This is a genomic window from Streptomyces sp. NPDC050549, assembly GCF_040655035.1.
Taxonomy (GTDB): domain Bacteria; phylum Actinomycetota; class Actinomycetes; order Streptomycetales; family Streptomycetaceae; genus Streptomyces.
Genome location: NZ_JBFAJD010000007.1, coordinates 99,016 through 122,928, shown reverse-complemented (window position 1 = coordinate 122,928; position 23,913 = coordinate 99,016). Strand labels below are relative to the sequence as shown.

22 protein-coding genes are annotated in these 23,913 nt (G+C 70.3%); 12 read left to right on the top strand and 10 right to left on the bottom strand.

Features of this window, described 5'->3' with window-relative positions; all coding sequences use genetic code 11:
- Window positions 1–19: 19 nt before the first annotated feature.
- The 4 genes from AB0I51_RS13230 to AB0I51_RS13215 form a co-directional block, all read right to left on the bottom strand.
- The gene (locus tag AB0I51_RS13230) at window positions 20–880 is read right to left on the bottom strand and encodes an LLM class flavin-dependent oxidoreductase (protein WP_362974391.1); all 861 of its coding nucleotides are present in this window, start codon (window positions 878–880) and stop codon (window positions 20–22) included.
- A 48-nt stretch (window positions 881–928) separates the two neighbouring features.
- Window positions 929–2,122 (bottom strand): damage-control phosphatase ARMT1 family protein, encoded by a 1,194-nt coding sequence (locus AB0I51_RS13225; RefSeq protein ID WP_362974389.1) that lies wholly within the window; start codon window positions 2,120–2,122, stop codon window positions 929–931.
- 23 nt (window positions 2,123–2,145) lie between these two features.
- The gene (locus tag AB0I51_RS13220; RefSeq protein ID WP_362974387.1) at window positions 2,146–2,793 is read right to left on the bottom strand and encodes a ScbR family autoregulator-binding transcription factor; all 648 of its coding nucleotides are present in this window, start codon (window positions 2,791–2,793) and stop codon (window positions 2,146–2,148) included.
- A gap of 306 nt (window positions 2,794–3,099) precedes the next feature.
- Entirely contained in the window at window positions 3,100–4,914 is a 1,815-nt protein-coding gene (locus AB0I51_RS13215; protein WP_362974385.1) for a S8 family serine peptidase, read from the bottom strand.
- A 367-nt stretch (window positions 4,915–5,281) separates the two neighbouring features.
- Here AB0I51_RS13215 and AB0I51_RS13210 point away from each other — a divergent pair, with 367 nt between their 5' ends.
- Complete coding sequence (locus tag AB0I51_RS13210; protein ID WP_362974383.1) at window positions 5,282–6,232, top strand: lytic polysaccharide monooxygenase; 951 nt, start codon at window positions 5,282–5,284, stop codon at window positions 6,230–6,232.
- Window positions 6,233–6,266: 34 nt separating this feature from the next.
- Here AB0I51_RS13210 and AB0I51_RS13205 read toward each other — a convergent pair whose 3' ends face one another.
- A complete protein-coding gene (locus AB0I51_RS13205; RefSeq protein WP_362974381.1) occupies window positions 6,267–6,920 on the bottom strand; it encodes a Tat pathway signal sequence domain protein in 654 nt (217 codons plus the stop codon).
- Between the two features lie 703 nt (window positions 6,921–7,623).
- Here AB0I51_RS13205 and AB0I51_RS13200 point away from each other — a divergent pair.
- A complete protein-coding gene (locus AB0I51_RS13200; RefSeq protein ID WP_362974379.1) occupies window positions 7,624–8,307 on the top strand; it encodes a DUF6230 family protein in 684 nt (227 codons plus the stop codon).
- Window positions 8,307–8,750 (top strand): DUF6114 domain-containing protein, encoded by a 444-nt coding sequence (locus AB0I51_RS13195; RefSeq protein WP_362974377.1) that lies wholly within the window; start codon window positions 8,307–8,309, stop codon window positions 8,748–8,750. Before AB0I51_RS13200 ends, AB0I51_RS13195 begins: the two co-directional genes overlap by 1 nt.
- Window positions 8,751–8,814: 64 nt before the next feature.
- Here AB0I51_RS13195 and tatA read toward each other — a convergent pair whose 3' ends face one another.
- From tatA to AB0I51_RS13180, 3 genes are read right to left on the bottom strand one after another with little or no spacing between them, the layout of a single operon-like run.
- The gene (tatA, locus tag AB0I51_RS13190) at window positions 8,815–9,069 is read right to left on the bottom strand and encodes a Sec-independent protein translocase subunit TatA (RefSeq protein ID WP_362974375.1); all 255 of its coding nucleotides are present in this window, start codon (window positions 9,067–9,069) and stop codon (window positions 8,815–8,817) included.
- A gap of 31 nt (window positions 9,070–9,100) precedes the next feature.
- Entirely contained in the window at window positions 9,101–11,614 is a 2,514-nt protein-coding gene (locus AB0I51_RS13185) for an HAD-IC family P-type ATPase (RefSeq protein WP_362974373.1), read from the bottom strand.
- Window positions 11,583–11,936, bottom strand: a complete 354-nt coding sequence (locus AB0I51_RS13180) for a metalloregulator ArsR/SmtB family transcription factor (RefSeq protein WP_362974371.1) — start codon at window positions 11,934–11,936, stop codon at window positions 11,583–11,585. The genes AB0I51_RS13185 and AB0I51_RS13180 overlap by 32 nt, the downstream gene beginning before the upstream one ends.
- Window positions 11,937–12,088: 152 nt before the next feature.
- On the opposite strand from AB0I51_RS13180, the gene AB0I51_RS13175 reads away from it, so the two are divergent.
- The 7 genes from AB0I51_RS13175 (at window position 12,089) to AB0I51_RS13145 (ending at window position 18,243) form a co-directional block, all read left to right on the top strand.
- Window positions 12,089–12,544 carry a TerB family tellurite resistance protein gene (locus AB0I51_RS13175; protein WP_019071429.1) on the top strand — a complete coding sequence of 152 codons (456 nt, stop codon included), beginning with the start codon at window positions 12,089–12,091 and terminating at the stop codon, window positions 12,542–12,544.
- Window positions 12,545–12,581: 37 nt separating this feature from the next.
- Window positions 12,582–13,028: an Lrp/AsnC family transcriptional regulator gene (locus AB0I51_RS13170; protein WP_362974369.1), complete on the top strand. Its 447-nt coding sequence runs from the start codon at window positions 12,582–12,584 to the stop codon at window positions 13,026–13,028.
- A 390-nt stretch (window positions 13,029–13,418) separates the two neighbouring features.
- On the top strand, window positions 13,419–14,432 hold the full coding sequence (locus tag AB0I51_RS13165; protein WP_362974367.1) for a substrate-binding domain-containing protein: 1,014 nt from the start codon (window positions 13,419–13,421) through the stop codon (window positions 14,430–14,432).
- A gap of 39 nt (window positions 14,433–14,471) precedes the next feature.
- Window positions 14,472–16,835, top strand: coding sequence for a nitrate- and nitrite sensing domain-containing protein (locus tag AB0I51_RS13160; RefSeq protein ID WP_362974365.1), 2,364 nt, complete (start codon window positions 14,472–14,474; stop codon window positions 16,833–16,835).
- Between the two features lie 11 nt (window positions 16,836–16,846).
- Window positions 16,847–17,278 (top strand): roadblock/LC7 domain-containing protein, encoded by a 432-nt coding sequence (locus AB0I51_RS13155; RefSeq protein WP_362974363.1) that lies wholly within the window; start codon window positions 16,847–16,849, stop codon window positions 17,276–17,278.
- A 1-nt stretch (window position 17,279) separates the two neighbouring features.
- The gene (locus AB0I51_RS13150) at window positions 17,280–17,639 is read left to right on the top strand and encodes a DUF742 domain-containing protein (protein WP_362974361.1); all 360 of its coding nucleotides are present in this window, start codon (window positions 17,280–17,282) and stop codon (window positions 17,637–17,639) included.
- Window positions 17,626–18,243, top strand: a complete 618-nt coding sequence (locus AB0I51_RS13145) for an ATP/GTP-binding protein (protein WP_359606042.1) — start codon at window positions 17,626–17,628, stop codon at window positions 18,241–18,243. The genes AB0I51_RS13150 and AB0I51_RS13145 overlap by 14 nt, the downstream gene beginning before the upstream one ends.
- Here AB0I51_RS13145 and AB0I51_RS13140 read toward each other — a convergent pair.
- Window positions 18,224–19,732 (bottom strand): M81 family metallopeptidase, encoded by a 1,509-nt coding sequence (locus tag AB0I51_RS13140; protein WP_362974359.1) that lies wholly within the window; start codon window positions 19,730–19,732, stop codon window positions 18,224–18,226. The genes AB0I51_RS13145 and AB0I51_RS13140 overlap by 20 nt on opposite strands.
- A 76-nt stretch (window positions 19,733–19,808) precedes the next feature.
- Window positions 19,809–21,002 (bottom strand): ROK family transcriptional regulator, encoded by a 1,194-nt coding sequence (locus AB0I51_RS13135; protein ID WP_362974357.1) that lies wholly within the window; start codon window positions 21,000–21,002, stop codon window positions 19,809–19,811.
- A 180-nt stretch (window positions 21,003–21,182) separates the two neighbouring features.
- Between AB0I51_RS13135 and AB0I51_RS13130 the strand changes: the two genes are divergently transcribed.
- Window positions 21,183–22,940: a peptide ABC transporter substrate-binding protein gene (locus AB0I51_RS13130; RefSeq protein ID WP_362974355.1), complete on the top strand. Its 1,758-nt coding sequence runs from the start codon at window positions 21,183–21,185 to the stop codon at window positions 22,938–22,940.
- Between the two features lie 3 nt (window positions 22,941–22,943).
- Window positions 22,944–23,903: an ABC transporter permease gene (locus AB0I51_RS13125; RefSeq protein WP_362974353.1), complete on the top strand. Its 960-nt coding sequence runs from the start codon at window positions 22,944–22,946 to the stop codon at window positions 23,901–23,903.
- Window positions 23,904–23,913: the final 10 nt, after the last annotated feature.

Sequence of the window (23,913 nt, the reverse complement as noted above, 5' to 3'; positions counted from 1 at the left end):
AGGTGGGTCGGACAAAGATTCACGGTTTGGGAAAATGCGAAACGAGTTCCTCACCGACCCACGCGAGCGCGTCCGGCAGCGCCTCCGTGGCCACCGGCAGCCACAGGGACGCGGAGACCAGCCCGGCGTCGGACAGCCGGCCCAGTTCGTCCCGTACGCTCTCGGCGCTCGCGTCGGCTCCACCCAGCGGGCGCCCCGGCACCTTCACCGCGGGCGTGAAGCCGGGCGGTACGAGGAACAGGCCCGCCGTCAGGGCAAGTTCACCGGGATCGCGTCCCACCTCGGCGCCGAGCGCCTCGAGCCGCGCCCGCACTCCGGTGAGCTCCTCCGCATCGACCCCGGAGCCGTGCCAGGCGTCGCCGAACCTCAGGGCCCGGCGCAGTGCCGCGTCGCTCTGTCCGCCGATCCAGACGCCCGGTCCGCCCTCGGTGCGGGGCAGCACCCCGAGTCGCGTGGAGCCCTCGCCCCGCCACAACTGCCGTACGACAGCGAGCTGTTCGTCGGTGCGGCGGCCCCGGCCCGCGAACGGGACGCCGACGGCCGCGTACTCCTCGGTGTCCCAGCCGGTGCCGACGCCGAGGGTGAAACGGCCGCCGGAGAACCGGTCGAGGGTGGCGGTCTGGTGGGCCAGGATCAACGGGTTGTACAACGGCAGCACGAGCACGCTGGTGACCAGCCCGATCCGTCGCGTCGCCCCGGCCACGGCGGACAGCAGGATCAGCGGGTCCGGGGTCACACCGGTCGCACCGGCCACCGCATGGCCGCTCGCGAAGACGTGGTCGAGGCCCAACTCCTCGGCGTCGACGGCGACTTGAAGGACCGCGTCCACCTCTTCGTCCCGGTCGGGCCAGAGGCGGTGCGGTGCCACTCCGATACGCATCTCGGTCGTACTCCCCTCGTGCGACAAGAACGTCAGTGAACGACCCAACTACACAACGGACGTTGGCGACATCCCCTTCACCTGGATCAGCGCATGCGTGCCACCGGTCCGCCAGCGCTGCTCCTCCGCCGCGACCAACGCGGCCTCCGTGCCGGCGTCGAGGCCGGTGATCACGTCGGACTTGAGGGTACGCAGGGCCGCGACCGGGCCCGGGAAGCAGGCGGTGACGTCGGCGAACGGCGTGGTGGGGGCCCAGAGGCGATCACCCACCAGGCGACGGTAGTTGAGGTCACCTTTCACGATCGTCAGCGTGGCCGCGGCGAACTCGGCGCGGAGGTCGGCGGGCATCTCGGCGTAGGGCAGCGGGGCGCAGGAGAAGGGGTGGGCGCGCACGGTGAGGCGGCCGTCCGCCATGGCCGACCAGAGACGGCGGCCGTACGCCGCTGCCGCGCCCGGCGCGGCGGTCAGCCGGTGCAGGGCGTCGACGACGTCGGCGGTGGTGGCGTCGGAGACGTAGTACGGGTGGGGCTTGATGTGCAGGACCGCCCGTTCGATGCGCCCCCGGTCGAGGAGGTGGGCGATCAGCAGCAGGTCGGGGATGAGTTCGCGGCCCGCGTTGTCGGCGACGAGGCACAGGGTTCCGGAGAGGAGCGACCACAACCGGTCGCTGTCGTCGGCGACCAGGGCCGGGACGGGGGCCTGCGCGGCCGACTCCGCTCCGGCGGCGGAGAGGCGGAAGCCGAGGTCCGCGCGGTTGCCCCAGAGGGAGCCGTGCAGCAGTGCCTGCCCGCGCTCCTCCGGCGACTTGCCCTCCAGGGCGTCGAGGGCGGCGAGTTCCTCGTCCGTCTCGGGGGCGTCGAGTTCGGCGCGCTTGAAGGGGCGGAACGGGTCGATGCCCTGCCAGGCGCCGGGGTCGAAGTAGCCGACGGCGCCAAGGAGTTGGCGGTAGAAGTAGCTCTCGGACCAGAGCCAGGGGACGTCGTACCAGGACTGTCCTGCGTACTGGTCGGTGCCCCAGGCGGCCCACTGTCGGCGGTCGGGGGCGTCGGCCGGGAGGGGTTCGACTGCGCCCTCGGTGCAGTTCTTCAGCAGGGCGTCGAGGGCGCGGTGCTGTGCGGGGCCGTAGGGGAAGGCTTCGCGTACCTGGTGGATGATCGCGGGGTGCCGTTCGGCCAGCACGCTGTGGGGGAACGAGCCGGGCTCGTTGCCGAGGATCACGGGCGCGGCGGGGGTGTCGGGCATGCGGCTCACCGTACCGGGCGGGGTCAGCCGGCGCCGATCTCCCGCTCCAGTCGCGCGGCGAGGCTGAGATAGCGGGCGCGGCGCGGTACGGGGACCACGCCGCGGATCACCAGGTGCCACATCTCGGCGGTTCTGCGGGGCTGCAGGGCAACCGGTTCCAGGGCACGCCCGATGACGCGGATACCGACGAAGAGTCCGACGAGGGTACGGGCGACGGCGTCCACGTCGATGTCGGGGTGCGCGTCGGCCTCCGCGACCGCTCCGGCGAGTTTGCGGGCGGCGATGTCGAGCCACTCCGTGAAGGGGTGCGGCATCGGGGGCCGTACCTCGATCTCCCCTGCGGCGAGCCGGAGTCCGGCCCGCGGGATGGGGCCCTCGACGGCCAGCCGGGTCATGCCGAAAGTGACACGTATCAGCGTCTCCAGTGAGGAGTAGCCCCGGCTGTCCATGTCCTTGGTCATCTGGCGCGAGGCCTTGGCCTGCATCTCCAGGATGGTGTGGGCCAGGTCTTCCTTGGCCGCGAAGTGGAAGTACAGGGCGCCCTTGGTGACTTGGGCGTGGTCGACGATGTCGCTGAGACTGGTGGACTCATAGCCCTGCCGGTCGAACAGCTCGGCGGCGGCCGTGATGATCGTTGTGCGGGTCTGTTCGGCCCGTAGCTGCCTCGCCATCGACTGAAACACTCCCGTGAAGGAAAAAACAACGGCCCATGCCGTTTTTTGTTACCCCCTGTACACAGTAGCTCACCGTCCGACGGCTTCGACCTCGCCCCCGAAGACCACCAAGTCCCCTCACGTTCCCATCACTTGCGCCTCTCTGTCACCCCCACCCCGACTCTTGACCACTTTCAGTATCTGTGGCACGTGTCAGCGACCGTTCTCGGCCATACGGACGACCGGCCGCCCCCGGGAGGCGCCTGTGGAGGCACGCCTCTGCTTACGGGTCGGCCGGTCGGTTTCTGTGTGTGACCTGTGGGATCAGAAGGTGAGTTTCCAGTTGTTGAGGGTTCCGGTGTCCTGGGCGGCGGTGTCCTGCACCCGCAGCTTCCAGGTGCCGTTGGCGGTCTCGCCGGAGGCGTCCACCGTGTAGGTGGCCTTGACGTCGTCGGCGGAGTCCGAGGTGCTGGCGGACTTCAGACGGTACGTCGAACCGTCCGGCGCGACCAGATCCAGGACGAGGTCGCCGCGGTAGGTGTGGGTGATGTCGACACCGACCTGAAGGGCCGAGGGCGCGTTGCCACTACGGCCGTCGACGGTGATCGGGGACTCGACGGCCGCGCCCGCGTCGGGGACGGCGACGGCGGTGGTACTGGAGAAGGTGGTCCCCGTCGTCGTACCGCCGGTGCCGCTCACGGCCTGGACGGTCTTGGCCGCGTCCGCGAGACCGGCTCCGCAGCCGCCCGAGCAACTGCCGGGCAGGGCACGGGCGTTGGTCTTGATCGCCGACTCGATCTGGGCCGGGGTGAGCGCGGGGTTCGCCGACTTCACGAGCGCGACCAGGCCCGCGATGTGCGGGGTGGCCATGCTGGTGCCCTGATAGTAGGCGTACGACTCGGTGGACGGCGTCTTGGTGCCGGAGTTCAGCGTGGAGTAGATGCCGTTGGCGGTGCCCGTGCCGGTCTGGCCGCCGGGGGCCGAAATGTCCACGCCCGTGCCGTAGTTGGAGTAGGACGCCTTGGCGCCGGCGCGGTTGGTGGCGGCGACCGAGATGACGTTCGCGCAGTTGCCCGGCGAGTGGTTGGCGACGTTGTCGTTGTCGTTGCCCGCCGCCACGACGACCGTGGTGCCGCGGTTCACGGCGGCGGTGATCGCGCTCTGGGTGGCCGAGGTGCAGGCGCCGTCGCCGCCCAGACTCATGTTGATGACCTTGGCGACGTTGCCGTTGGCGGGGACACCCGAGACGGTGCCGCCGGAGGCCCAGGTGATGGCGTCGATGATGTCGGAATCGTAGCCGCCGCACTTGCCGAGGACGCGCAGCGGGGAGATCTTCGCGCCGTAGGCGATGCCCGCGATGCCCTTGCCGTTGTTGGTGACGGCGGCGATGGTGCCGGCCACATGGGTGCCGTGCCAGGAGGAGTTGCTCGCCCCGATGCCCGTACCGCACTCGTTGGCGGCGTAGTAGTCGCCGGGGTCGGCCGGGTTGCTGTCGCGGCCGTCGCCGTCGACCGAGACGGCGGTGTCGGTGATGAAGTCGTAGCCGGCGACGATGTTCGCGGCAAGGTCGGAGTGGGTGACGTAGCCGGTGTCGATGACGGCGACGGTGACACCGCTGCCGGTCGAAGTCGGCCACGCGGCGGGGACGTTCATGCCGGCGGTGGACTCGAACAGGTCCCACTGCTTGCCGTACTCGGTGTCGTTCGGGTCGGCCTGCGGGGTGTTCAGCCGGTCCGGCACGACGTAGGAGACCTGCGGGTCGGCCTTGAACTCGGCGATGACGTCGGCCACTTCGGTGGTGCTCTGCGCGTCGCCGAGGCCGACGAGGGCCGCGCCGGTGCCGAGGCGGCGCTGGAAGTCGACGTCCTCGCCGGTCTCCTTGCCCTTGGTGGTGGCGTCGGCTTCGGCGGCCCGGTTCGAACTCGCTTCCGCAGCACCGGACTTGTAGCCGACGATGAGGCGCTGGGCGAGGGTGCCGGGGGCAGCCTCGGTCTGACCGGGCAGAGCCGGTGCGGCGGCCCGGGTGGGGGGTTCCTGGGCGACGGCGGCCGAGGTGGCCACCGTGGCGAGGAGGGCCGCGGAGACCGCGGCGACGGATATCAGGGTCCGTCCGTTGGGGAATGCCGTGGGAGTGCGCAAGGGCTTGCCTTTCGTGGCCGTACTCCGAGCAGCGCGGAGCAGCGGTCGATTCGCTTCGCCGTCGAAGCGGTGGGGGGTCGATCCGAAGAGCACCGGGCACCGGCAGCCGCCTCGCCAGGGGTTGCCTGGGGGTCAGCTGTGGCCAAACGATAGGCAAAGAGAAGGTCATATGGATACGGGGGAAACCCTCGGTCCGGCCGGAAATCGCCCTCGACATCGACCAGTTGACCGATCTGCCCCGGTTCACGGCGGCAGGGCGGACCGAACACGTGGGACCGAGGGCGGCGGGGGCGGGCTGAACGCGTGGGGTCCGAGGGCCGTATGACACGGACAGACCGTTCCCGCCCCGGCCGAGGAGACGTTCCGGATGTCCCGGATGACCGCACAACGCACCGCCATGGCGGGCGCCGCCATGGCCCCGCTGCTGCTCACCGTCTGGGCGGCGGGTCCGGCGCAGGCGCACGGGGCACCGACGTATCCGGTCAGCCGCGTCTACGCCTGCTCGCCGGAGGGCGGCAGCGCGGCCGGGTCGGCGGCCTGCAAGGCGGCCGTGGCGGCGAACGGAGGGCCCTTCACCTTCTGGGACAACATCCGGGTCCCGGACATCAACGGGCGGGACCGGCAGCTGATCCCCGACGGGAAGCTGTGCAGCGGTGGGCTGTCCGACTACAAGGGGCTCGACCTCGCCCGCACCGACTTTCCGTCGACGCGGCTGACTCCGGGGGCGAAGCTGACGATGACGTACGCGTCGACGATCGCGCACACCGGCACGTTCAAGTTGTATCTGACGAAGGCCGGTTACGACCCGTCGAAGCCGCTCACCTGGTCCGAGCTGCCGACGCAGCCGTTCGCCGAGGTGAAGGACCCGCCGCTGACGGGCGGCGCGTACCGCATCAAGGCGACGCTGCCGACGGGCCGGACGGGGCGCCAGCTGATCTACACCATCTGGCAGAACAGCAGCACCGAGGACACGTACTACTCGTGCTCGGACGTGGTGTTCCCGGGCGGCAGCACCTCGTCCTCGTCCTCCTCCACGGGGACGGCCGGCTCGAAGGACAAGGCGGCGGGCGCCAGTCCGTCGTCGTCCGCGGTCAAGTCCCCCACGGCCGCGAGCCCTTCGGCGAAGGCCCAGGAATCCACCACGGCGCAGAAGTCGTCCCCCGCCGAGGAGACCACCGCGCCGGGCAGCAGTCCGGTGGCGTCCGACACCGACGCCGGTTCGGGCGGCCCTTCGGCGCCCATGCTGGCGGGCGGCGCCGCCGCGGTGCTGGTGCTCACCGGGGGCGCCGCCCTGACCCTGCGACTGCGTCGACGCTGAACTCGACGCGTACAGGCCCTGCTTGCTCTGCTCCTTAGTTGGTGTAGACCGGCAGGCCGCCGTCGGTCACCGGGGCGTACTTCGCGGTGAAGTAGCCCGCGCTGAAGCACAGGGACGAGCCCGAGGTCTTGGTGAAGGCCTGGTTGGTGAAGTTGATGCTGGTGTCGGTGTTGCTGGCCGTGCCGCTCAGGCTGGGCGCCTGGTAGACACAGGTGATGCTGCCCAGCAGGGTGGTCAGCTTGACCGTGGTCTGGATGGTGGAGCCGCTGGCCGGGGTGACGGTCAGGGTGCCGTCCGAGGCGGCAGCGGTGGTGTACGGCAGGTTGTCGACCGTGATGCTGGAGACGCCGAGGACTCCGAGGACATTGCTCGTGCAGCTGCTGCTGTCGAAGGTCTGCCCGGAGACGGACTCGGTGGCGGTGCCCGGCGCGGTCGGGTTGTCGGTGACGGTCGCGGTGAACGTCGACGAGGTGCACTTGACGCCGCTGGTGCCGGTCGCGCTGGAGTACAGCGTGGCGCTGGTGCCGGTGGCCAGGGGCGCGGTCAGCACATCGCCGACGGCGACGGGCGTACCGCCGAGGCTGCCGGTGGTGAGCACCGGGGTGTCGGCCGCGGACGCCGGGACGGTGAAGGGGAGGGTGAGCGCGGCGACGGAGCCGACGAGGGTGAGGACGGTGCGAGTGCGCATGCGGGTGTACCTCTTCTTCCGAAGTGGGGCCGAACCGGGGGGTTCTTTGGGGGGTGGGGGAACTGGGGGGTCTTTCGAGGGTTGGCAACTTGGACTTGGGGCGTGCGAGTTCGCCGTCGCCGGCCCGTGACGCCTTCTCCGTACGCGACGGGCCGGCAACGCCGGTGGGCCGGTGACCGGCCGGAGGCCCACGGGGGTTGAAGGCTTCCGGCCGGGCCGGGCGGTGGGGCGGACGGCACGGACCAGGGGGGAAGCGGCCGTGCCGGGCCGCGGGGTTCGGACTCTGCGGGCGTGAAGTGCCCTTGTGGAAAGGGAAGTCCGGGAACGCGGCTCCTGCCACGTGCCGGATCCGGCGCCACGGATCCGGCAAACAATGGAGAGTTGTAGACCTGAGTGTCCGTCAACGTCAAGACGTACAAGTCAAGTTGGTGTGCTGATCGGTATGCGGTCACAGGCTCCGCGAGATCACGGACGGGCCTTGCCTCACAGGCGGCACATCATCAACACTCTTTTTCCACAACTCCCTTGACCCTCGAATGTAACCCCCGGTAACTTCCTCGACGGCTACTGCTGCGTAACCTGAAAGCCCTTGCACCCGCCGGGAGTTGTGAGGATGGCTGCGCCGCACTCGCTGTCCGCGCCAGGACAACGCGCCACATTGGATACCGACTCGCGTTGACTAGAGCAGCACATGGGAGCAGACATGGCTTCACCCTCGGACGCCAACTCGTCCGCAGGCAACACCCCCGAGAACCCGGAAACCGGTTCCGCACCTGGGACCGCCGAGGTTCCCGAAAGACGCGGTCAGGTCCGACTTCGCCGCGCCGCGGTGATGGCGGTGCCGGCCACCCTGGCCGCCGCGGCCCTCGGGATCCTCACCGCCCAGGGCGCCCTGGGGGTGCAGTTCTCCATCTCGGGCATGCCGTTCACGGTCACCGCCAAGTCGCTCGACGGCACCGGCTTCGAGCAGTTCGGCGACCTCGACAACATGATCCCGAACAGCCCGAACGCGGGTGACACCGGCGGGCAGGTGCTGGTCATGACCTCCGCCATCAAGAGCGCCACGCTCGACAGCCTCTGCCAGAGCGTCGACCTCGGCGGCATCAACCTGCTCATCAAGGCGGGCAGCGGCTCCACGAAGGTGACGGCGAGCGACCTCACCACGGACTCGACGGAACTGTCGGGCGACGCCGCCTTCGGCAACATCGAGATCGGCAATGACGCCAGCACGCTCACCAAGGCCGGCGTGCAGGGCAAGAAGGGCGTCTTCAGCCAGCAGTCCGACACCGTGCACATCGACAACCTGCGGCAGACCAACTACGCCACCACAGCGGGTGTGTTCAAGCTGCCGGGTCTCAAGCTCAGCTTCAGCGACTCGGGTTGCTGATGTCCGACAACCTGTCACGGCAGGGGATGCGGCCCGCCTTCCGGAGTTGGCGGGCCCGTCGTCCGTTCTGGGGCGGGCTGCTGCTCGCCCTGGGCGGGGCGGAGATCCTGCTCACGGAGAAGGTGTCGCTGAAGGTCGCGATGCACATCGGGATGCAGGGCATGACCGGCTATCTGCTGCCCGTGCTGATGCTGCTGCTGGGTCTGCTGATCCTCTTCAGCCCGAGTCAGCGGCTCTTCTACTCGATCGTCGGGGTCCTGTGCACGCTGGGCTCCTGGCTCACCTCGAACCTCGGCGGGTTCTTCGTCGGGCTGCTGCTGGGAGTCGTAGGCAGCTGCCTCACGTTCGGCTGGCTGCCGGACCAGGAGCCGCGGTCCGAGCGCCGGCGCCGCAAGCGCGAGGCGAAGTCGGCCACGCAGACGGAACTCCAGCACCAGGCCTGACCGCAAGGGCCAAAGGCGTCACGCCCCGGCAACCGCCGGGGCTCGACGCATGCCCGCCCTGCCGTCAGTGCGCGGTCGCGGGCGGTTCGGTGGAAGTGGCCGCCGGGGACTCGGTCGAGGTGTGCACGGCGGTCGGCTCCACGGGGACCGACTCCGCCACGTTGCTCTCCTCCTTCATCGCCTTCGCCTCGCTCTTGAGGATGCGCATGGACTTGCCCAGCCCGCGCGCGGCCTCGGGGAGCTTCTTCGAGCCGAACAGCAGGATGACCATGATCGCCACGACCAGCAGGTGCCATGGTTCCAGTCCGTTGCGGAGCATGATCTCGCCCTTTCATCCCTGACAACAGTTGCTATGTTGCGCAACTGTACAACCCACGAGTGGATCGCAGACCCCTCAGGGCCAGGGCGTACAGACCGAGCACAGCCGCGAGCAGCAGGTAGTACGGCAGCGCGAGCCCCGTCATGCCCAGCGCCGCGCCCAGCGGACTCGGCGGCAGCAGCAGCCCCACGGCGGCCAGTACGGCCGCGGCCCACCCGACCGGCCCCGGTCCGCCGCCCTCCGCGAGGCTCCGGCCGGTCCGCAGGAGCAGCATCACCAGGGCCTGGGTGAGCAGGTTCTCGGTGAACCAGGCCGAGTGGAACAGCACCTCGTCGTCCACGGCGTCGGGCCCGCGCAGCGCGAGCGCGAGCACGGCGAAGGTGGCGAGGTCGGCGACCGCGTTGAGGGCCCCGAACCCGGTGATGAACCGCAGGAACGCCCGGGGTCGCAGCTCGGTCGGCCGGCGCAGCGCGGCGGCCGACGGCCGGTCGTGGGCGAAGGCCAGTTGGGCCGCGTCGAAGCAGAGGTTCTGGGCGAGCACCTGGGCCGGGAGCATCGGCAGGAACGGCAGCAGCAGACCGGCGGCGAGCATCGCGATGACGTTGCCGAGGTTCGAGGAGAACGTGACCTGCAGATACGAGGCGATGTTCGCGCTGCTGTGCCGGCCGGCCGTGACCGCGTGCCGGATCGCGGTGAGGTCCTTCCCGGCGAGCACCACGTCGGCGGCCTCGCGGGCCACGTCGACGGCGGCCCGCGGTGCGATCCCGACGTCGGCGGCGCGCAGCGCGGGCACGTCGTTGAGGCCGTCGCCGAGAAAGCCGACGGTGTGTCCGGCCGCGCGGAGGTCGGTGACCGCGCGGGCCTTGTCCTGAGGGGTGCAGCGGGCGGAGACCCGCACCTGCCCGGGGACCAGTCCCAGTTCCCGGCACACGCGGGCCGCCGTGGCCGGATGGTCGCCGGTGAGGATCCGCACGCCGATGCCCAGGTCGGCCAGGGCGCGCAGGGCCTCCGGCGCGGCCGGGTCGATGGCGTCGTGGAAGGTGACCAGGCCGCGGAAGGTCAGGCCCCGTTCGTCGGCGGGGGTGTACGCGCGCGTGCGGGCCGGGAGTTCGGCGGTGGCGACCGCCAGCAGCCGTAGACCGGACTCGGCCTCGCGGGTGGCCAGGGCGAGCAGCCGGTCCCGTTCGCCGGGCTGAAGCAGACAGCGTTCCACGACGTCCTCCACCGCGCCTTTGACGATGAGGGTGTGCGTTCCGAGGGCGGCGCCGCGCACCACCGCCGAGGCGAGCCGCCGCAGCGGGTCGAAGGGCACGGCCGCGATCCCGTCGTACTCCTCCCCCACCGGCCCGGCCGCGGTCAGCAGTGCTTCGTCGAGGGCGTCCGGGACGGGTGCGTCGGCGAGCTGGAGGGTCCACCAGGCGGCTGTGGCGGCCCGGTCGAGGACGTCCGGGTCGTCGCGGCCGTCGGGGCCGAGGGCGCGTTCCACGACCGGTCTGTCCTGGGTGAGGGTGCCGGTCTTGTCGAGGCAGAGGACGTCCACGGCGCCCAGGTCGTGCAGGGCGGGGAGTCTTCTGACGACGACCCCGTGCGTACGGGCGAGCAGCGCCGCCCCGCGAGCGAGGCAGGTCGTCACGATCACCGGCAGCATCTCGGGGGTCAGCCCGACCGCCACCGCGACGGCGAACGGCAGCGTCGTAAGGCCCCGGCCGCGCAGTGCCGCGTTGGCCATCAGGACCAGCGGGGGCGTCAGCAGCATGAACCGGATCAGCACCCAGGAGACGCCGTGCACGGAGCGGTCGAAGGCGCTCGGTCCGCGCCGCACCGGCCCGCCGTGCGCGGCGGCCAACCGGGTCCGCGCGCCCGTCTCCAGGACAACCGCCGTGGCACTGCCCGAAACGACGCCGCTGCCCTGGAAACACAGGTGCGGCTGCGCGAAGGGGAACTCGTCGGCCGCGCCGGGCAGTTCCACGGCGGCCTTGGCGACCGGCGCGGACTCGCCGGTCAGGGGGGCCTGGTGCACGGTCAGCCCGCTCGCGCGCAGCAGTCGTAGATCCGCCGGGACGAGGTCGCCGGGACCGAGCCTGACCACGTCGCCCGGGACCAGTTCGGCGACCGGGATCTCCCGGGCCCGCACCTGCGCCCCGGCCTCCGCGCGGCGCAGGACGCAGGCGGTCGAGCCGACCAGCTCGCGCAGGTCGTGCAGGGAGCGGTCGGCCCGCTGCTCGCCGCCGGCGCGCAGCACACAGCTGACCGCGACGAGCGCGAGGATCACGGCGGCCGTGCCCCAGGACGCGACGAGTGCCGAGACCAGGCCGAGGCAGAGCAGGACGGCGGTGAAGGGGTCGCGCAGACTGCGCAGGAACAGGCGGTGCCAGGGTGTCGTACGGCGTTCCGGGAGGGTGTTCTCGCCGGTTGCCGCGAGCCGGGCGGCGGCCTCCGGTTCGGTCAGTCCGCGCGGGCCGGTGTCGAGGTGCCGCAGCGCCTGGAGCGGGGTGTGCCGGTGGGCGGCGGCGTCAGATGCCACGGAGTCGGGGGGCGGGCACATCGCGGTCTGCGCGGTCGGTGAGGCGGGCGACCGCGAGCCGGACCACGTCGACCACGTCCGGGTCGTCGACGAAGTACACCTGGCGGCGGCCCTCGCGGCGGGAGCGGACCAGGCCGGCGAGTTTCAGTTTGGTCAGGTGCTGGCTGACCGCGGGCAGCGCGCCGCCGACCCGCTCGGCGAGTCCGGTGACATCGCTCTCGCCCTGGGCCAGCGCCCACACGATGTGCAGCCGCGCGGGCGAGGCCAGGAGGCCGAAGGCCGCGGCGGCGCCCGCGAGCACGTCGGCGGACGGGTCGTCGAAGCCGCGGCCGGCTGTCTGCACCGTCGTCGCCTCCCGTCCTGTCCCGTCCTGGCCGTTGCTTTCGCACGAACCGCCCCAGTCTAGGCGGCCGGAACTTCTCCCCGGTCCGGGGAGTTTCCACGGTGCCGCAGACACGGATTTGTATACACCTGACTACGACACATGGAGAGCGCATGGCCCTGTGGGACCGCTTCAAGGAGTCCGCGTCGACGATGCAGACCCAACTCGTGGCGAAGAAGAACGACCTGAAGAGCGGGGCGTTCCGCGACGCGAGCATGGCGATGTGCGCGCTTGTGGCGGCTGCCGACGGCACCGTCGACCCCTCTGAGCGGCAGCGCGTCGCCCAGCTCATCGCGAGCAACGAGGTGCTGCAGAACTTCGACGCGATGGACCTCCAGCGCCGCTTCGACGCGAACCTGGACAAGCTGACGGCCGACTTCGCCTTCGGCAAGGTCAGCGTGTTGCAGGAGATCGCCAAGGCGAAGAAGAAGCCCGCCGAGGCGCGTGCCGTGATCCAGATCGGCATCGTGATCGGCGGCGCGGACGGCGACTTCGACAAGACCGAGCAGGCCGTGGTCCGCGAGGCCTGCTTCACCCTGGACCTGCCGCCGCACGAGTTCGACCTCTGACCGGACTCCGGGGGGACATGACCTGCCTCCGGGGGACATGACCGGGAGCAGGCCGGACACCCTGGACCGCGGTCCGATCCACGCCCTGCACATCGACGGCCGGGCACCGTTCCGCCGGATCGCCGCGGTCCTCGGCGTCTGGGCCCGGACCGTCGCGCGGCGCTGCGCCCGGCTGCGCACCGAGGCGGCGCTGCGCGTCGTCGGACCGACGGACCCGCGCCGGGCGGGCCGTACGCAGTGGCTGGTCCGGCTCACCGCGGCGACGCGCTCGGCGCGGCACATCGCCCACGCGCCCACCGACGCGTCGGGCACCAACCCCCTTCTCCTGCGCGGCAACCCCACGTACGGCGCGAGCGCGCGGCCGAGGGAGGGAGCGGCGAATCCGGTGACGTCCAGCACGAACAGCCGTCGTCGGCCCGCGATGTCGCCGAGCCGGCCCCGGTGGTCAGCGGTACCGCGAACGGCAGGGTGTGGGCGGTCGTGAGCCACTGGATGCCGGAGACCGATCCGCCCGGCTCGGCGTGGATCGCGGGCGCGGCCACCCGCGCCACGGTCCCTTCCAGCGTGGCCCCCGGGATCGCGGAATTCTTCCATCCACGACCCGCGGGATGACGAAGTCGCGCACAATGAGCCCGAGTTGCCGATGTAACCGGCCGTACGCCCGTACGTAACCTCCTCAACCTCCTTATGACGTCGAGATGATCACAATGCGGCAGCAACAACTCACTGCGGGTCGCTGCTCACTTGACTACCAGCGGTCACACACGATTGGCTCCGGCCCAGCGGGAGTCACCCGGTCGGCGCACCTCTTACGGCTCCGGGCGCACTCTCCCCGTCCCCGAGCTCGGCCGCACAGCGAGGTGCCGCACCCCCCATGACCACTCCACCCTCACCTCACGCCCCCTTCCGTCGCATACCCGGCGCGGTGCTGACCGGCGCCGTCGCCGCCTGTCTGCTGCTCGCCGGCTGCTCCGGAACCGGTGATTCCGGCTCGGGCACGGACGCGGCCGATGCCGGCGGCACCGGTCGGCTCAAGATCGCCATGGTCACCCACGCGAGCAAGGGCGACGCCTTCTGGGTGCTGGTGAAGAAGGGCGCCGAGGCCGCCGCCGCCAAGGACGGCGTCGAGCTGACGTACACGAGCGACCCGGACGCGACCGGGCAGGCCGAGCTCGTGCGGGACGCGATCCGGGACGGGGTCGACGGCATCGCACTGACGCTCGCCAAGCCGGACGCGATGAAGGCACCGATCGCCCAGGCCAGGTCCTCGGACATCCCCGTGGTCGGCCTCAACTCCGGTATCGACTCCTGGCAGTCGGACGGTGTCCTGGAGTTCTTCGGGCAGGACGAGAGCGTCGCGGGCCGCGCCGTCGGCGAGAAACTGGACGCCCTCAACGCCGAGCACACCCTGTGCGTGATCCACGAGCGGGGCAATGTCGCCCTGGAGGCGCGCTGCGCGGGCGTCAAGAAGACGTTCACCGGCGTGACCGACATGCTCTATGTGGACGGCACCGACATGAACGCCGTGTCCGCGAGTGTCACGGACCGGCTGAAGCAGGACCCCAGCATCGACGAAGTGGTCACGTTGGGCGCCCAGTTCGCGCTGGCCGCGGTCAAGTCCGTGAAGGCGGCGGGCAGCAAGGCCAAGGTCGCGACCTTCGACCTCAACCAGGACCTGGCCAAGGCCGTGCAGAACGGGTCCGTGCAGTTCGCGGTCGATCAACAGCCGTATCTGCAGGGCTATCTGGCCGTGGACTCGTTGTGGCTGTACAAGACCAACGGCAACATCAGTGGCGGCGGGGCGGCTCCCGTGCTCACCGGCCCGGCGTTCGTGACGAAGACGAACGTCGGCGCGGTCGCGAAGTACGCGGCCAACGGAACGCGCTGACCGGACACTTCGTACGAGGATGTAGCGAGGACGACCACGATGTCTCCACGGACAGGTGCCCGGCGCCGCGTCGGCTCCATACGCATTTCCCTGATCCTGCTCGCCCTGGTCCCCAGCGTCACGCTCGCCGCCATGTGGGGCGTGACGACGACCCAGATGTTCACCGAGGGGCTGCGGCTGCGGTCGCAGACGGAGCTGAGCAGATCGACCGGCGCCATGGGCACCGAGGCCGCGCTCGCGCTCCAGAAGGAGCGCAGCCTCTCGGCGGCGTGGATGGCCTCACCGCACGGTTCCGAGGCCGCGCTCAAGGCACAGCGCGCGGCGACGGACAAGGCGGTGGCCCAGCTCGTGGCCCAGTCCGGCGCGATCAAGAAGGCGCCCGTCCGCATCAGGGACCGGATGTACTCGGTCGTCGCGTCGGTGGACAGCCTGGAGTACTACCGCAGCCAGGTGGACAAGCCCACCGACATCACGCCCCAGCAGGTACTGGACCAGTACACCTCGATCATCGACGACCAGATCCAGGCCTTCCAGCAGCTGTCCCAGGTCGACGACGGCGACCTCACCTCGCAGGCGGAGCCGCTCGTCGCACTGGAGCACGGGGCGGAGCTGGTCTCCCAGGAGGACGCGCAGCTGACGCTGGCCTGGCCCTCCGGGCACGTCAACAACGCGGCGTGGGAGCAGTTCGCCGAGCTGGTGCACGCCCGGCGCTGGCTGGTCGAGGACCAGATCGCCACCGGGTTCCAGGGCGCGACCAAGACGAAGATCGAGCACATTCTGCAGAGCGTCGCATGGAGCACCCTGGAGTCCACGGAGGACGCGGTGCTCACGGCCGGTACGGCGGACAAGGCGGTGCCGGACAACGGCTCGGCCGGCAGGATCGTCCTGCCCGACGAGCAGAAGCAGTGGAACGCGGCCCTGACCCAAGTCGCCGCCGAGTACGAGGTGTTGATCCGGCAGCAGACCGCCGCACTCCTCGACCGCAGCTCCGACAAGGCGCACAACCTGCTGCTCACCGCCGCCTCGCTGAGCGCGGGCGGACTCGCCGCCCTGCTGCTGTGCGTCGGCATGTCCTGGCGGATCACCCGCTCCCTGTCCCGGCGGCTGCGCGGCCTGAAGATGGCCACGCTCAGCCTGGCCGAGGACCGGCTGCCGGACGTGGTCGCCCGGTTGAACCGCGGCGAGAAGATCGACGTGGAGTCGGCGACCCCGCCGCTGGACTACGGCGGCGACGAACTCGGCCAGGTGGCACAGGCGTTCAACACCGCGCAGCGCACCGCCGTGCACACCGCGATCGAACTCGCCGACACCCGGCGGGGGTTCCAGAAGGTCATCCTCGGCATCGCCCGGCAGAGCCAGAACCTGGTCAACCTCCAGCTCACCAAGCTGGACCAGCTGGAACGCCGGCACGACGACCCCGAGGTGCTGCGCGGCCTGTACGAACTGGACTCCACGGCAAGCCAGTTGCGCCGCTACGAGGAGAACCTCGTCGTCATCAGCGGTGAGCAGCCGCGCCGCAGCTGGACCGAGCCGGTCGCGCTGATCGACATCCTGCGCAGTGCCGTCGGCGAGGTCGCCGAGTACCAGCGGGTGGAGGTGCACACCGAGGAGGAGGTGTGTCTCGCGCCGCCCGCGGTGGCCGACGTGATCCACCTGCTGGCCGAGCTGATCGACAACGCGACGGTGTACTCCCCCGCGCCCAGCCCGGTCGGTGTGCGGGCCGCGATGGTCGCCAAGGGGCTGGTGATCGAGGTCGAGGACCGCGGGCTCGGCATGTCGGAGGAGGACTACGCCTCGCTCAACGGACAGCTCGCGGTGGCCCCGCAGTTCGACGTCGTCGCGCTCGCCGACGACCTGCGGCTCGGCATGTTCGTGATCGCCCGGCTCGCCACCCGGCATGGCATCGCGGTGACGCTGCGCTCCTCGCCGTACGGCGGCACGACCGCGATCGTGCTGATCCCGCACGAGATCGTCGTACCCGAGCCCTTGGAAGAGGCGGCGCCGGTCGAAGTGAAGGGCGACGACGAGGCCGTCACGGTGGAGCGGGTCGCCGCCGCGGCCGAGAAGGCGGCCGAGACACCGGGCCCCACGCCCGGGGCGCTGCCCGCCATGCCCCCGGCCCGGTCCGCCGAGCCCACCGTCACCGCCGATCTCGGCGGGCTGACCCCGTTGCCACGGCGGGTGCCGCAGACCAGTCTGGCCAGTGAGTTGCGGGAGGAGGCGGGACCGGCCGAGGAGGACGGGGAGCTGGAAGACTTCACCGCGGAACGTGCGGCTTCCTCGCTGGCCGGGTTCCAGCGCGGCACGTTCCAGGCGCGAGACACCATCGACGACGACGCGCCGTCGCAGTACGACCGGGAGGAAGCAGCCGCCTCCCCGAATCCGCCCGCCGATCGCTCATGAAGGACTCCGCCATGACACGTCCCGTGCCTGCCACGCACACCCAACTCGACCAGTTGCTCACCGGACTCGTGGACCGGGTGGCCGAGGTGAACCAGGCCGTCGTGCTGTCCGAGGACGGCCTCGTCGTCAGCAAGTCCACCGGGTTCCTGCGCGACGACGCCGAGCGGCTCGCGGCCACCGCGTCCGGGCTGATGAGCCTCAGCAAGGGGGTCAGCATGGACTTCCGCGGCGGTCCGGTGCGCCAGGCGCTGATCGAGATGGCGAACAGCTATCTGATCCTCACCGCGGCGGGCCCCGGCGCACACCTGGTCGTCCTGACCGGTCCGGGCGCGGACGTCGGGGTCGTGGCGTACCAGATGAACATGCTGGTGAAGAAGATAGGCGAGCATCTCAGCGCCGCGCCGCGGGCCAACGTCGGCCCCGCGGCCGGCTCCGGCGAGTGAGGTGAGCGGTGGCGACGCGGCGGGACGGCTGGTACGACCGTTCACGCTGACCGGTGGCAGAACCCGGCCCAGCCGCGCCGATTTCACCCTCATCACCACGGTCACCGCGGTCGACCCGGCGCCCTCGCGGGCCCCCAGGCCACAGCCGGAGCAGGCCCGCATCCTTCGGCTGTGCGCGGAGCCGCTGGCGGTGGCGGAGGTCGCGGCCCTTGTCGACCTCCCGGTGAGCGTGGTAGTGATCATGCTCTGCGACCTGCTGGAGGCGGGCCTGATCACGGCCCGTCCTCCGCACCCGGTCTCCCGTACCAGCCCGGACATGGACCTGCTGCAGAAAGTGAGGGAGGGCCTTGGCCGGCTCTGACACCATCGCTCCGGCACCCGCGCCGCCCGAGACGGTCAAGATCCTGATCGCGGGGGGCTTCGGCGTCGGCAAGACCACCATGGTCGGTTCGGTGAGCGAGATCGCGCCGCTGCGTACCGAGGAACCGCTCACCTCGGCGAGCCTGGCCGTCGACGACCTCGACGGCATCGAGGAGAAACGGGCCACCACCGTGGCCCTGGACTTCGGCCGCATCACCATAGGCCAGGACCTGGTGCTGTACCTGTTCGGCACCCCCGGCCAGCAGCGCTTCTGGTTCATGTGGAACGACCTGGCGCTCGGCGCGCTGGGCGCGGTGGTCCTGATCGACGTGCGCCGCCCGAAGTCCAGCTTCGCGGCCGTCGACTTCTTCGAGCGCCGGGGCATCCCGTTCGTGGTGGGCGTGAACGGCTTCTACGGCGAGCACCCGTATCCGGCGGAGGCGGTCCGCGACGCGCTGGCGCTCCCGGAGGACGTCCGGGTGCTGCTGTGCGACGCCCGCGAGCGCGACTCGTGCCGGAACGTACTGATCGCGCTGCTGGACCAGTTGATCGAGGCGGCCATCGAGGACGGCGGGGGCGGCAGGCTCACTCGTCCGCCCCGGTGAGCGGTTCGTCCGAGGGGGCGATGATCCGGGCCGTGAGGTCCGGCTCCACCATGTCCCGGTCGAAGGGGAACATCGGCCGCCGGATGCGGTGATGGCCGAGCCGGACCAGGTCCTGGTCGACCCCGCCCGGGGTGAGGGCCATCTTCCAGTCGGCGGCCATGGCGAACAGCTCGGGTTCGAGATAGCCGATCTTGACGAGCACGAGATCGGCCGCGCGCGGCTCCAACTCCAGGTCGGTGAAGTCGTGTTCGTGGTGGTACGGCTTCCGCAGCCGGGTCAGGACCACGTACACGCTCCCCACCCTGAGGACCACCTCGGTCTCGGCGTCCCGGTCGCCGTGCCGGACGGAGTGCACGACACCGGTCATGGAGAGCGGGCCGGCGTGCCGGTCGTCGACCTCCGCACCCGCCGTGACGGTGACGGTGGCGCCGACACCGGCCGCTACGGCCGTGTCCACGGCGGACGGTCCCGGCAGCGACGCGTAGATGACCGTAGGGCCGTCCTGGTCCTTGAACTCCGGGCGTTCCAGCACCTGTTGGAGACCCCAGGTGACATCGCCGGCGCCGCCCGCGGTCGGGTTGTCACCGGTGTCGCTGATGAAGTAGGGGCGGGCGGTGGAGGCCAGGGCCTCGTCCAGGCACCCGGTCAGGGTGCCGGTCGGCGCGACGAACGCGAAGTCGTCACGTGCCGCCCAGAAGCCGCGCGCCAACTGCTCCGCCCCTGCCGTGACTTGGGGGGCGGACGGGCCGGTGACGACGACCGCGGCACGGTTGCGGGGCTCGTCGGCCCACGCGTAGCCGACCCAGATCGCCGCGTCCGTGACACCCTCCTGCGCTTCCACGTCTTCCACGGCCGCGTAGACGCTCTTCGCCGGTTCGATACGGGTGGAGGTCTGCTCGCCCGCGAGGAGTACGGGGACCGGGATCCACGCCTTGACCGGGCGGGGGGCGCCGCTCGCCAGCAGTTCTACGAGGTTGTGGGCAGCGCGTTCCTTGGTGTCCATGGCGTCCTCGTGCGGGGCCATGCGGTAGCAGGTGATCAGGTCGCTGCGGTGGACCAGTTCGCGGGAGACGTTGCCGTGCAGGTCCATTGACGTCGACACCAGGGTGTCGGGACCGACGGTTTCGCGGATGCGGGTCAGCAGTTGGGCCTCGGCGTCGTCCAGACCCTCGACTGTCATCGCGCCGTGGATGTCGTACCAGAGGCCGTCCAGGGGGCCCAGCTCCCTGAGTCTGTCGATGAGTTCGTCGGAGAGGACGGTGAAGGCGGTGGATGTCACCGTGCCGCCGGGGAGGGCCTTGCCGACGAGGACGCCTTGCCAGTCGGCGGCTTCCCTCAACGGGGTGCCGGGGGCGAGGAAGGGGTAGCGGGTCAACACCTCGGGGCCGCGTTGCGGGTGGAAGGCGGGGGCCTCCGTGCGGGCCGGGGAGAAGGTCGACGATTCGATGCCGAGGCCTGCGATGGCGATGACAGGACGTGAAGAAGGCATGGGGGCTCCAAGTCGTGTGTCGGGTGCGGGTTCGTTGTGGCTGGTCGCGCAGTTCCCCGCGCCCCTGAAAAACCAGTCACCGGGTCTTGTCCGTGACCGTCTGGAGTGCCCGAGCCAGGGCCCGTTGCAGGGCGAACTGGCCGGCGCCGACCAGCCCTGCGTCCGCGCCCAGGCTCGCGCGCTCGATCACCAAGTGCTCGGTCACGAGGGGATGGCAGCCCTCGTACAACTGGCTGCGGACGGCCGCGACGAAGGGTTCCAGGGTGGAGAGGATGCCGCCCAGGTACACGGCGTCGGGGTTGAAGAAGTTGACGTTGGCGGCGAGGACCTGGCCCAGGTAGCGGCCGGCCTGCCGGACCGCTCGGGTCGCCTCGGGGTGGGAGTCGGTGGCCAGGCGTACGACGTCCTCGGTGGAGGTCACATCCAGGCCGTGGCCGCGCAGGATGCGGACCAGGGCGGCGCCCGAGGCGACGGTCTCCAGGCAGCCGGTGTTGCCGCAGGAGCAGGGGATGTCGTGGGCGGCCTCGACACGGACGTGGGTGATCTCGCCCGCCGCGCCGGTGCCGCCGCGGTAGAGGCGGCCGTCCGCGATGACGCCGGCGCCGATCGCGGTGCCCGTCTTGACCATGATCGACTGACGGCGTTCGGCGGGCTGCACGGTGTGCTCGCCCACAGCCATGCAGTTGGCGTCGTTCTCGATGGCCGCCGGGACACCGAACCGGTCCTCCAGCCAGGCCCGGACCGGGAACCGGTTCCAGCCGGGCATCCGGGACGGGAGGGTCACGACGCCGCCCGCGACGTCGACCGGACCGGGCAGCGAGAGTCCGACCCCGCGCAGCAACTCCGGCCCGCGTCGCTCGGCGAGACCCTGGAGGGTGTCGGCGAGACCCGGCAGCGCGGCCTCGGGGCCGTCCGTCGTGGGGAAGGGCACGGTCGACACGTCGGTGAGGCCGCCGCCGGGCAGGACCACGCCCACGTGCGCGTGCTTGCCGCCGAGTTCGGCCGCGACCGCGAAGCCGTCGCTGCCGCCCAGCCGCAGCACCTTGCGCGGCCGGCCGCCGGTGGAGGAGCGCGTGCCGTGCTCGGCGACCAGGCCCAGGGACACCAGCTGGCTCACCGCGAGGGAGATCGTCGAGGGCGCGGCGCCCAGCAGTTCGGCGAGGTCGGTGCGGGTCGCGGCCTGCCCGGAGGCGAGGAGTTCGAGGACGTGCTCGGCCAGTGAGGAGACGCCCGAGGTGCTCTTCCGGCGATGGGCACTTTTTTCAGGCATGAAGGAAGTTACTTCCGGATCGGCGGTCGGGGCGATGAGCGTAAGTCACCCGCATGCCCTGTGCGCTTTTTCCAGAACGGCAGTAACAGGCTTTTTACAGCGGCACGCCTGTTTCTTCGACCACAGGGGTCGTTGACTGTCCTCACTCCCGCCTCCGCCCCTCTTTTTCCGAGGAGAACCATGTCCCCTGTCCGAAAGAGACTCCTCGCCGGTGCCTCCCTGACCACGGCCTCGCTGCTGCTCGCGGGCTGTTCCGGGTCGAGCGGTACGTCGTCCTCCGGGTCGCACGACACGATCAACTACGCGCTGCCCGCGAACTTCACCCCGAACTGGATCCTGCCGATCGGCACCGCGGCCCACCTCAACACCAACAACATCTCCATCGCGAACGCGCTGTGGGAGCCGCTGATCGCCTACGACGGCTCGACCGGGACCATGGGCTGGAACAAGAAGGGCTCGGTGGCGACCGCGGCGGACTTCGCGGCCGACAACAAGAGCGTCACGATCACCCTCGGCGAGCGGCAGTGGAGCGACGGGAAGCCGATCACCTCCGCCGACGTGAAGTTCTGGTTCGACCTCATCAAGGCGAACAAGGCGCAGTGGGCGGGCTACAACCCGGGCAAGGCGCCGGACAACTGGACGTCCTTCAAGACCGTCGACGCCCGCCACTTCACGATCGCCTTCGACAAGGCCTACAACCCGCAGTGGATGCTGGCCAACGAGCTGAGCCAGATCAACCCGCTCCCCCAGCACGTGTGGGACAAGGCCGGGGACGCCAAGAAGGACTGGACGTACCTCAACAGCGCGGCGAAGAACATCAACGGGTACGCCACGAACGCCCTGTGGAAGACGGTCAGCGGCCCGTACACCGTGAAGTCCTTCTCCACGGCCGGCAAGGTCGTCCTGGCCGCCAACCCGAAGTACGACGGCGGCGAGAAGGCCGGCATCCCCACCGTGAACCTCCTCCCCTTCACGACGGCGGACGCCGAGAAGAACGCGCTGCGCTCGGGAAGCGTCGACTACGGCTACATCGAGGCCACCGACCTCGACCAGAAGGACAGCTTCACCGCGCGCGGTTACGCGGTGCAGCCGTGGTCCGGCTGGGCGATCACCTACATGCCGTACAACTTCAACAACCCTTCCATGGGTGCCGTGTTCAAGCAGCTCTACGCCCGGCAGGCCGTGCAGCGGTCGATCGACCAGAGCACTCTGGCGAAGGTCATCTTCAACGGGACGGCGGTGCCCGGGTACGGGCCGGTCCCGCAGGCGCAGAGCTCGTCGTTCCTGTCGGCCACGCAGAAGAGCGACCCGTATCCGTTCTCGACCTCGGCCGCCGAGTCCCTGCTCACCGGCCATGGTTGGAGCAAGCAGGGCGGGGTCATGACCTGCACGAGCCCCGGCACCGGCGCCGCCCAGTGCGGTGAAGAGGTTGCCAAGGGGACGAAGTTCCAGATGCAGGTCCTGTCGCAGTCCGGTTCGACGGTCACCGACAACATGATGAGCGCGATCCAGTCCTCGCTGGCGAAGACCGGCATCAAGTTCTCCATCAAGACCGCGCCGGTCAACTCCGTGCTGTCGCAGACCCCGCAGTGCACTGGCTCTCAGTCGATCTGCAAGTGGCAGCTGTCCTACTTCGGTACGGCGGGCAGCTGGTACTTCCCGGCCTTCCCGACGGGTGACTCGCTCTTCCAGACGAAGGGCGGCGCGAACTTCGGCAACTACTCCAACGCCGACGTCGACAAGCTCATCTCCGCGTCCACGACGTCGAGTTCGACGCAGGCGGTCCAGGACTACAGCGCGGCCCTCGCCAAGGACCTGCCGGTGATCTGGCTGCCCGAGCCCGACTACCAGATCTCCGTCGTCAAGAACGGCCTCGGCGGCTTCTCGCAGGACCCGCTCGCCAACTTCCACCCGGCACAGTGGAAGTGGACCAGCTGAGGCATGGACACCCTCCTGTATCTCTCCCGGCGGATCGCCCAGGCACTGGTCGTGATCCTCATCGTCACGGTCGTGGTCTTCGGTCTGCTGCACGCGCTGCCCGGGGGTCCCGCACGCGGGATCCTCGGCCCGCAGGCCACGCCCCAGCAGATCACGCTCTTCAACCACGACCAGGGTCTCGACCGGCCGCTGCCCGTGCAGTACCTGTACTACCTGCGGCAGTTGCTGCACGGCGACCTCGGCACGTCGTACACCCTGAACGAGGCGGTGTCTGGTCTCATCGAGCAACGGCTGCCGAAAACACTGGTGTTGACCGTGCTGTCGGCGGTTGTCGGGCTGCTGCTCGCTCTTCCGCTGGGCATGTGGCAGGCGGTGCGGCGGAACAAGCCGGCCGACTACGTCATCACCACGTTGAGCTTCGTGGCGTACTCGACTCCCGTGTACTTCCTGGGACTTGTACTGGTGATGGTCTTCACGCAGTTCGTGCGCTGGTTTCCGTCGCAGGCTCCGCAGGGGGACACGGTGGGGCAGGTCTTCGCGGATCCGGTGGCGCTGGTGCTGCCCGTGGTGACGGGGGCGGCTTCGATGGTCGCCGTGTTCAGTCGGTACATGCGGGCGGCGACGCTGGAGAACCTGTCCGAGGACTATGTGCGGACGGCTCGGGCCGGAGGTTCGCGGCAGCGGGCGATTCTCTTCAAGCACGTGTTCCGGAACTCGTTGACTCCGGTGATCGCGATGCTCGGGTACTACGTGCCGGTGCTGTTCGGCGGTGCGCTGGTTGTCGAGCAGCTCTTCAACTACCCGGGAATGGGGCTGTTGTTCTGGAGTGCGGCCCAGTCGTCCGACTATCCGGTGTTGCTGGGGTGCGTGCTTGTCATCTCCGTCGCGACCGTGGTGGGGACACTGCTCGCGGATGTCGTTCAGCGGGTTGTGGATCCTCGCGTCAAGGGGGGTCTGGCGTGAGTGTTCAGAG

What these genes read in the sequence shown, in the direction of transcription:
- AB0I51_RS13230 (WP_362974391.1), bottom strand. Translation starts at nt 880, where the DNA reads ATGCGTATCGGAGTGGCACCGCACCGCCTCTGGCCCGACCGGGACGAA.
- AB0I51_RS13225 (WP_362974389.1), bottom strand. Translation starts at nt 2,122, where the DNA reads ATGCCCGACACCCCCGCCGCGCCCGTGATCCTCGGCAACGAGCCCGGC.
- AB0I51_RS13220 (WP_362974387.1), bottom strand. Translation starts at nt 2,793, where the DNA reads ATGGCGAGGCAGCTACGGGCCGAACAGACCCGCACAACGATCATCACG.
- AB0I51_RS13210 (WP_362974383.1), top strand. Translation starts at nt 5,282, where the DNA reads ATGTCCCGGATGACCGCACAACGCACCGCCATGGCGGGCGCCGCCATG.
- AB0I51_RS13205 (WP_362974381.1), bottom strand. Translation starts at nt 6,920, where the DNA reads ATGCGCACTCGCACCGTCCTCACCCTCGTCGGCTCCGTCGCCGCGCTC.
- AB0I51_RS13200 (WP_362974379.1), top strand. Translation starts at nt 7,624, where the DNA reads ATGGCTTCACCCTCGGACGCCAACTCGTCCGCAGGCAACACCCCCGAG.
- AB0I51_RS13195 (WP_362974377.1), top strand. Translation starts at nt 8,307, where the DNA reads ATGTCCGACAACCTGTCACGGCAGGGGATGCGGCCCGCCTTCCGGAGT.
- tatA (WP_362974375.1), bottom strand. Translation starts at nt 9,069, where the DNA reads ATGCTCCGCAACGGACTGGAACCATGGCACCTGCTGGTCGTGGCGATC.
- AB0I51_RS13185 (WP_362974373.1), bottom strand. Translation starts at nt 11,614, where the DNA reads ATGTGCCCGCCCCCCGACTCCGTGGCATCTGACGCCGCCGCCCACCGG.
- AB0I51_RS13175 (WP_019071429.1), top strand. Translation starts at nt 12,089, where the DNA reads ATGGCCCTGTGGGACCGCTTCAAGGAGTCCGCGTCGACGATGCAGACC.
- AB0I51_RS13170 (WP_362974369.1), top strand. Translation starts at nt 12,582, where the DNA reads ATGACCGGGAGCAGGCCGGACACCCTGGACCGCGGTCCGATCCACGCC.
- AB0I51_RS13165 (WP_362974367.1), top strand. Translation starts at nt 13,419, where the DNA reads ATGACCACTCCACCCTCACCTCACGCCCCCTTCCGTCGCATACCCGGC.
- AB0I51_RS13160 (WP_362974365.1), top strand. Translation starts at nt 14,472, where the DNA reads ATGTCTCCACGGACAGGTGCCCGGCGCCGCGTCGGCTCCATACGCATT.
- AB0I51_RS13155 (WP_362974363.1), top strand. Translation starts at nt 16,847, where the DNA reads ATGACACGTCCCGTGCCTGCCACGCACACCCAACTCGACCAGTTGCTC.
- AB0I51_RS13140 (WP_362974359.1), bottom strand. Translation starts at nt 19,732, where the DNA reads ATGCCTTCTTCACGTCCTGTCATCGCCATCGCAGGCCTCGGCATCGAA.
- AB0I51_RS13135 (WP_362974357.1), bottom strand. Translation starts at nt 21,002, where the DNA reads ATGCCTGAAAAAAGTGCCCATCGCCGGAAGAGCACCTCGGGCGTCTCC.
- AB0I51_RS13130 (WP_362974355.1), top strand. Translation starts at nt 21,183, where the DNA reads ATGTCCCCTGTCCGAAAGAGACTCCTCGCCGGTGCCTCCCTGACCACG.
- AB0I51_RS13125 (WP_362974353.1), top strand. Translation starts at nt 22,944, where the DNA reads ATGGACACCCTCCTGTATCTCTCCCGGCGGATCGCCCAGGCACTGGTC.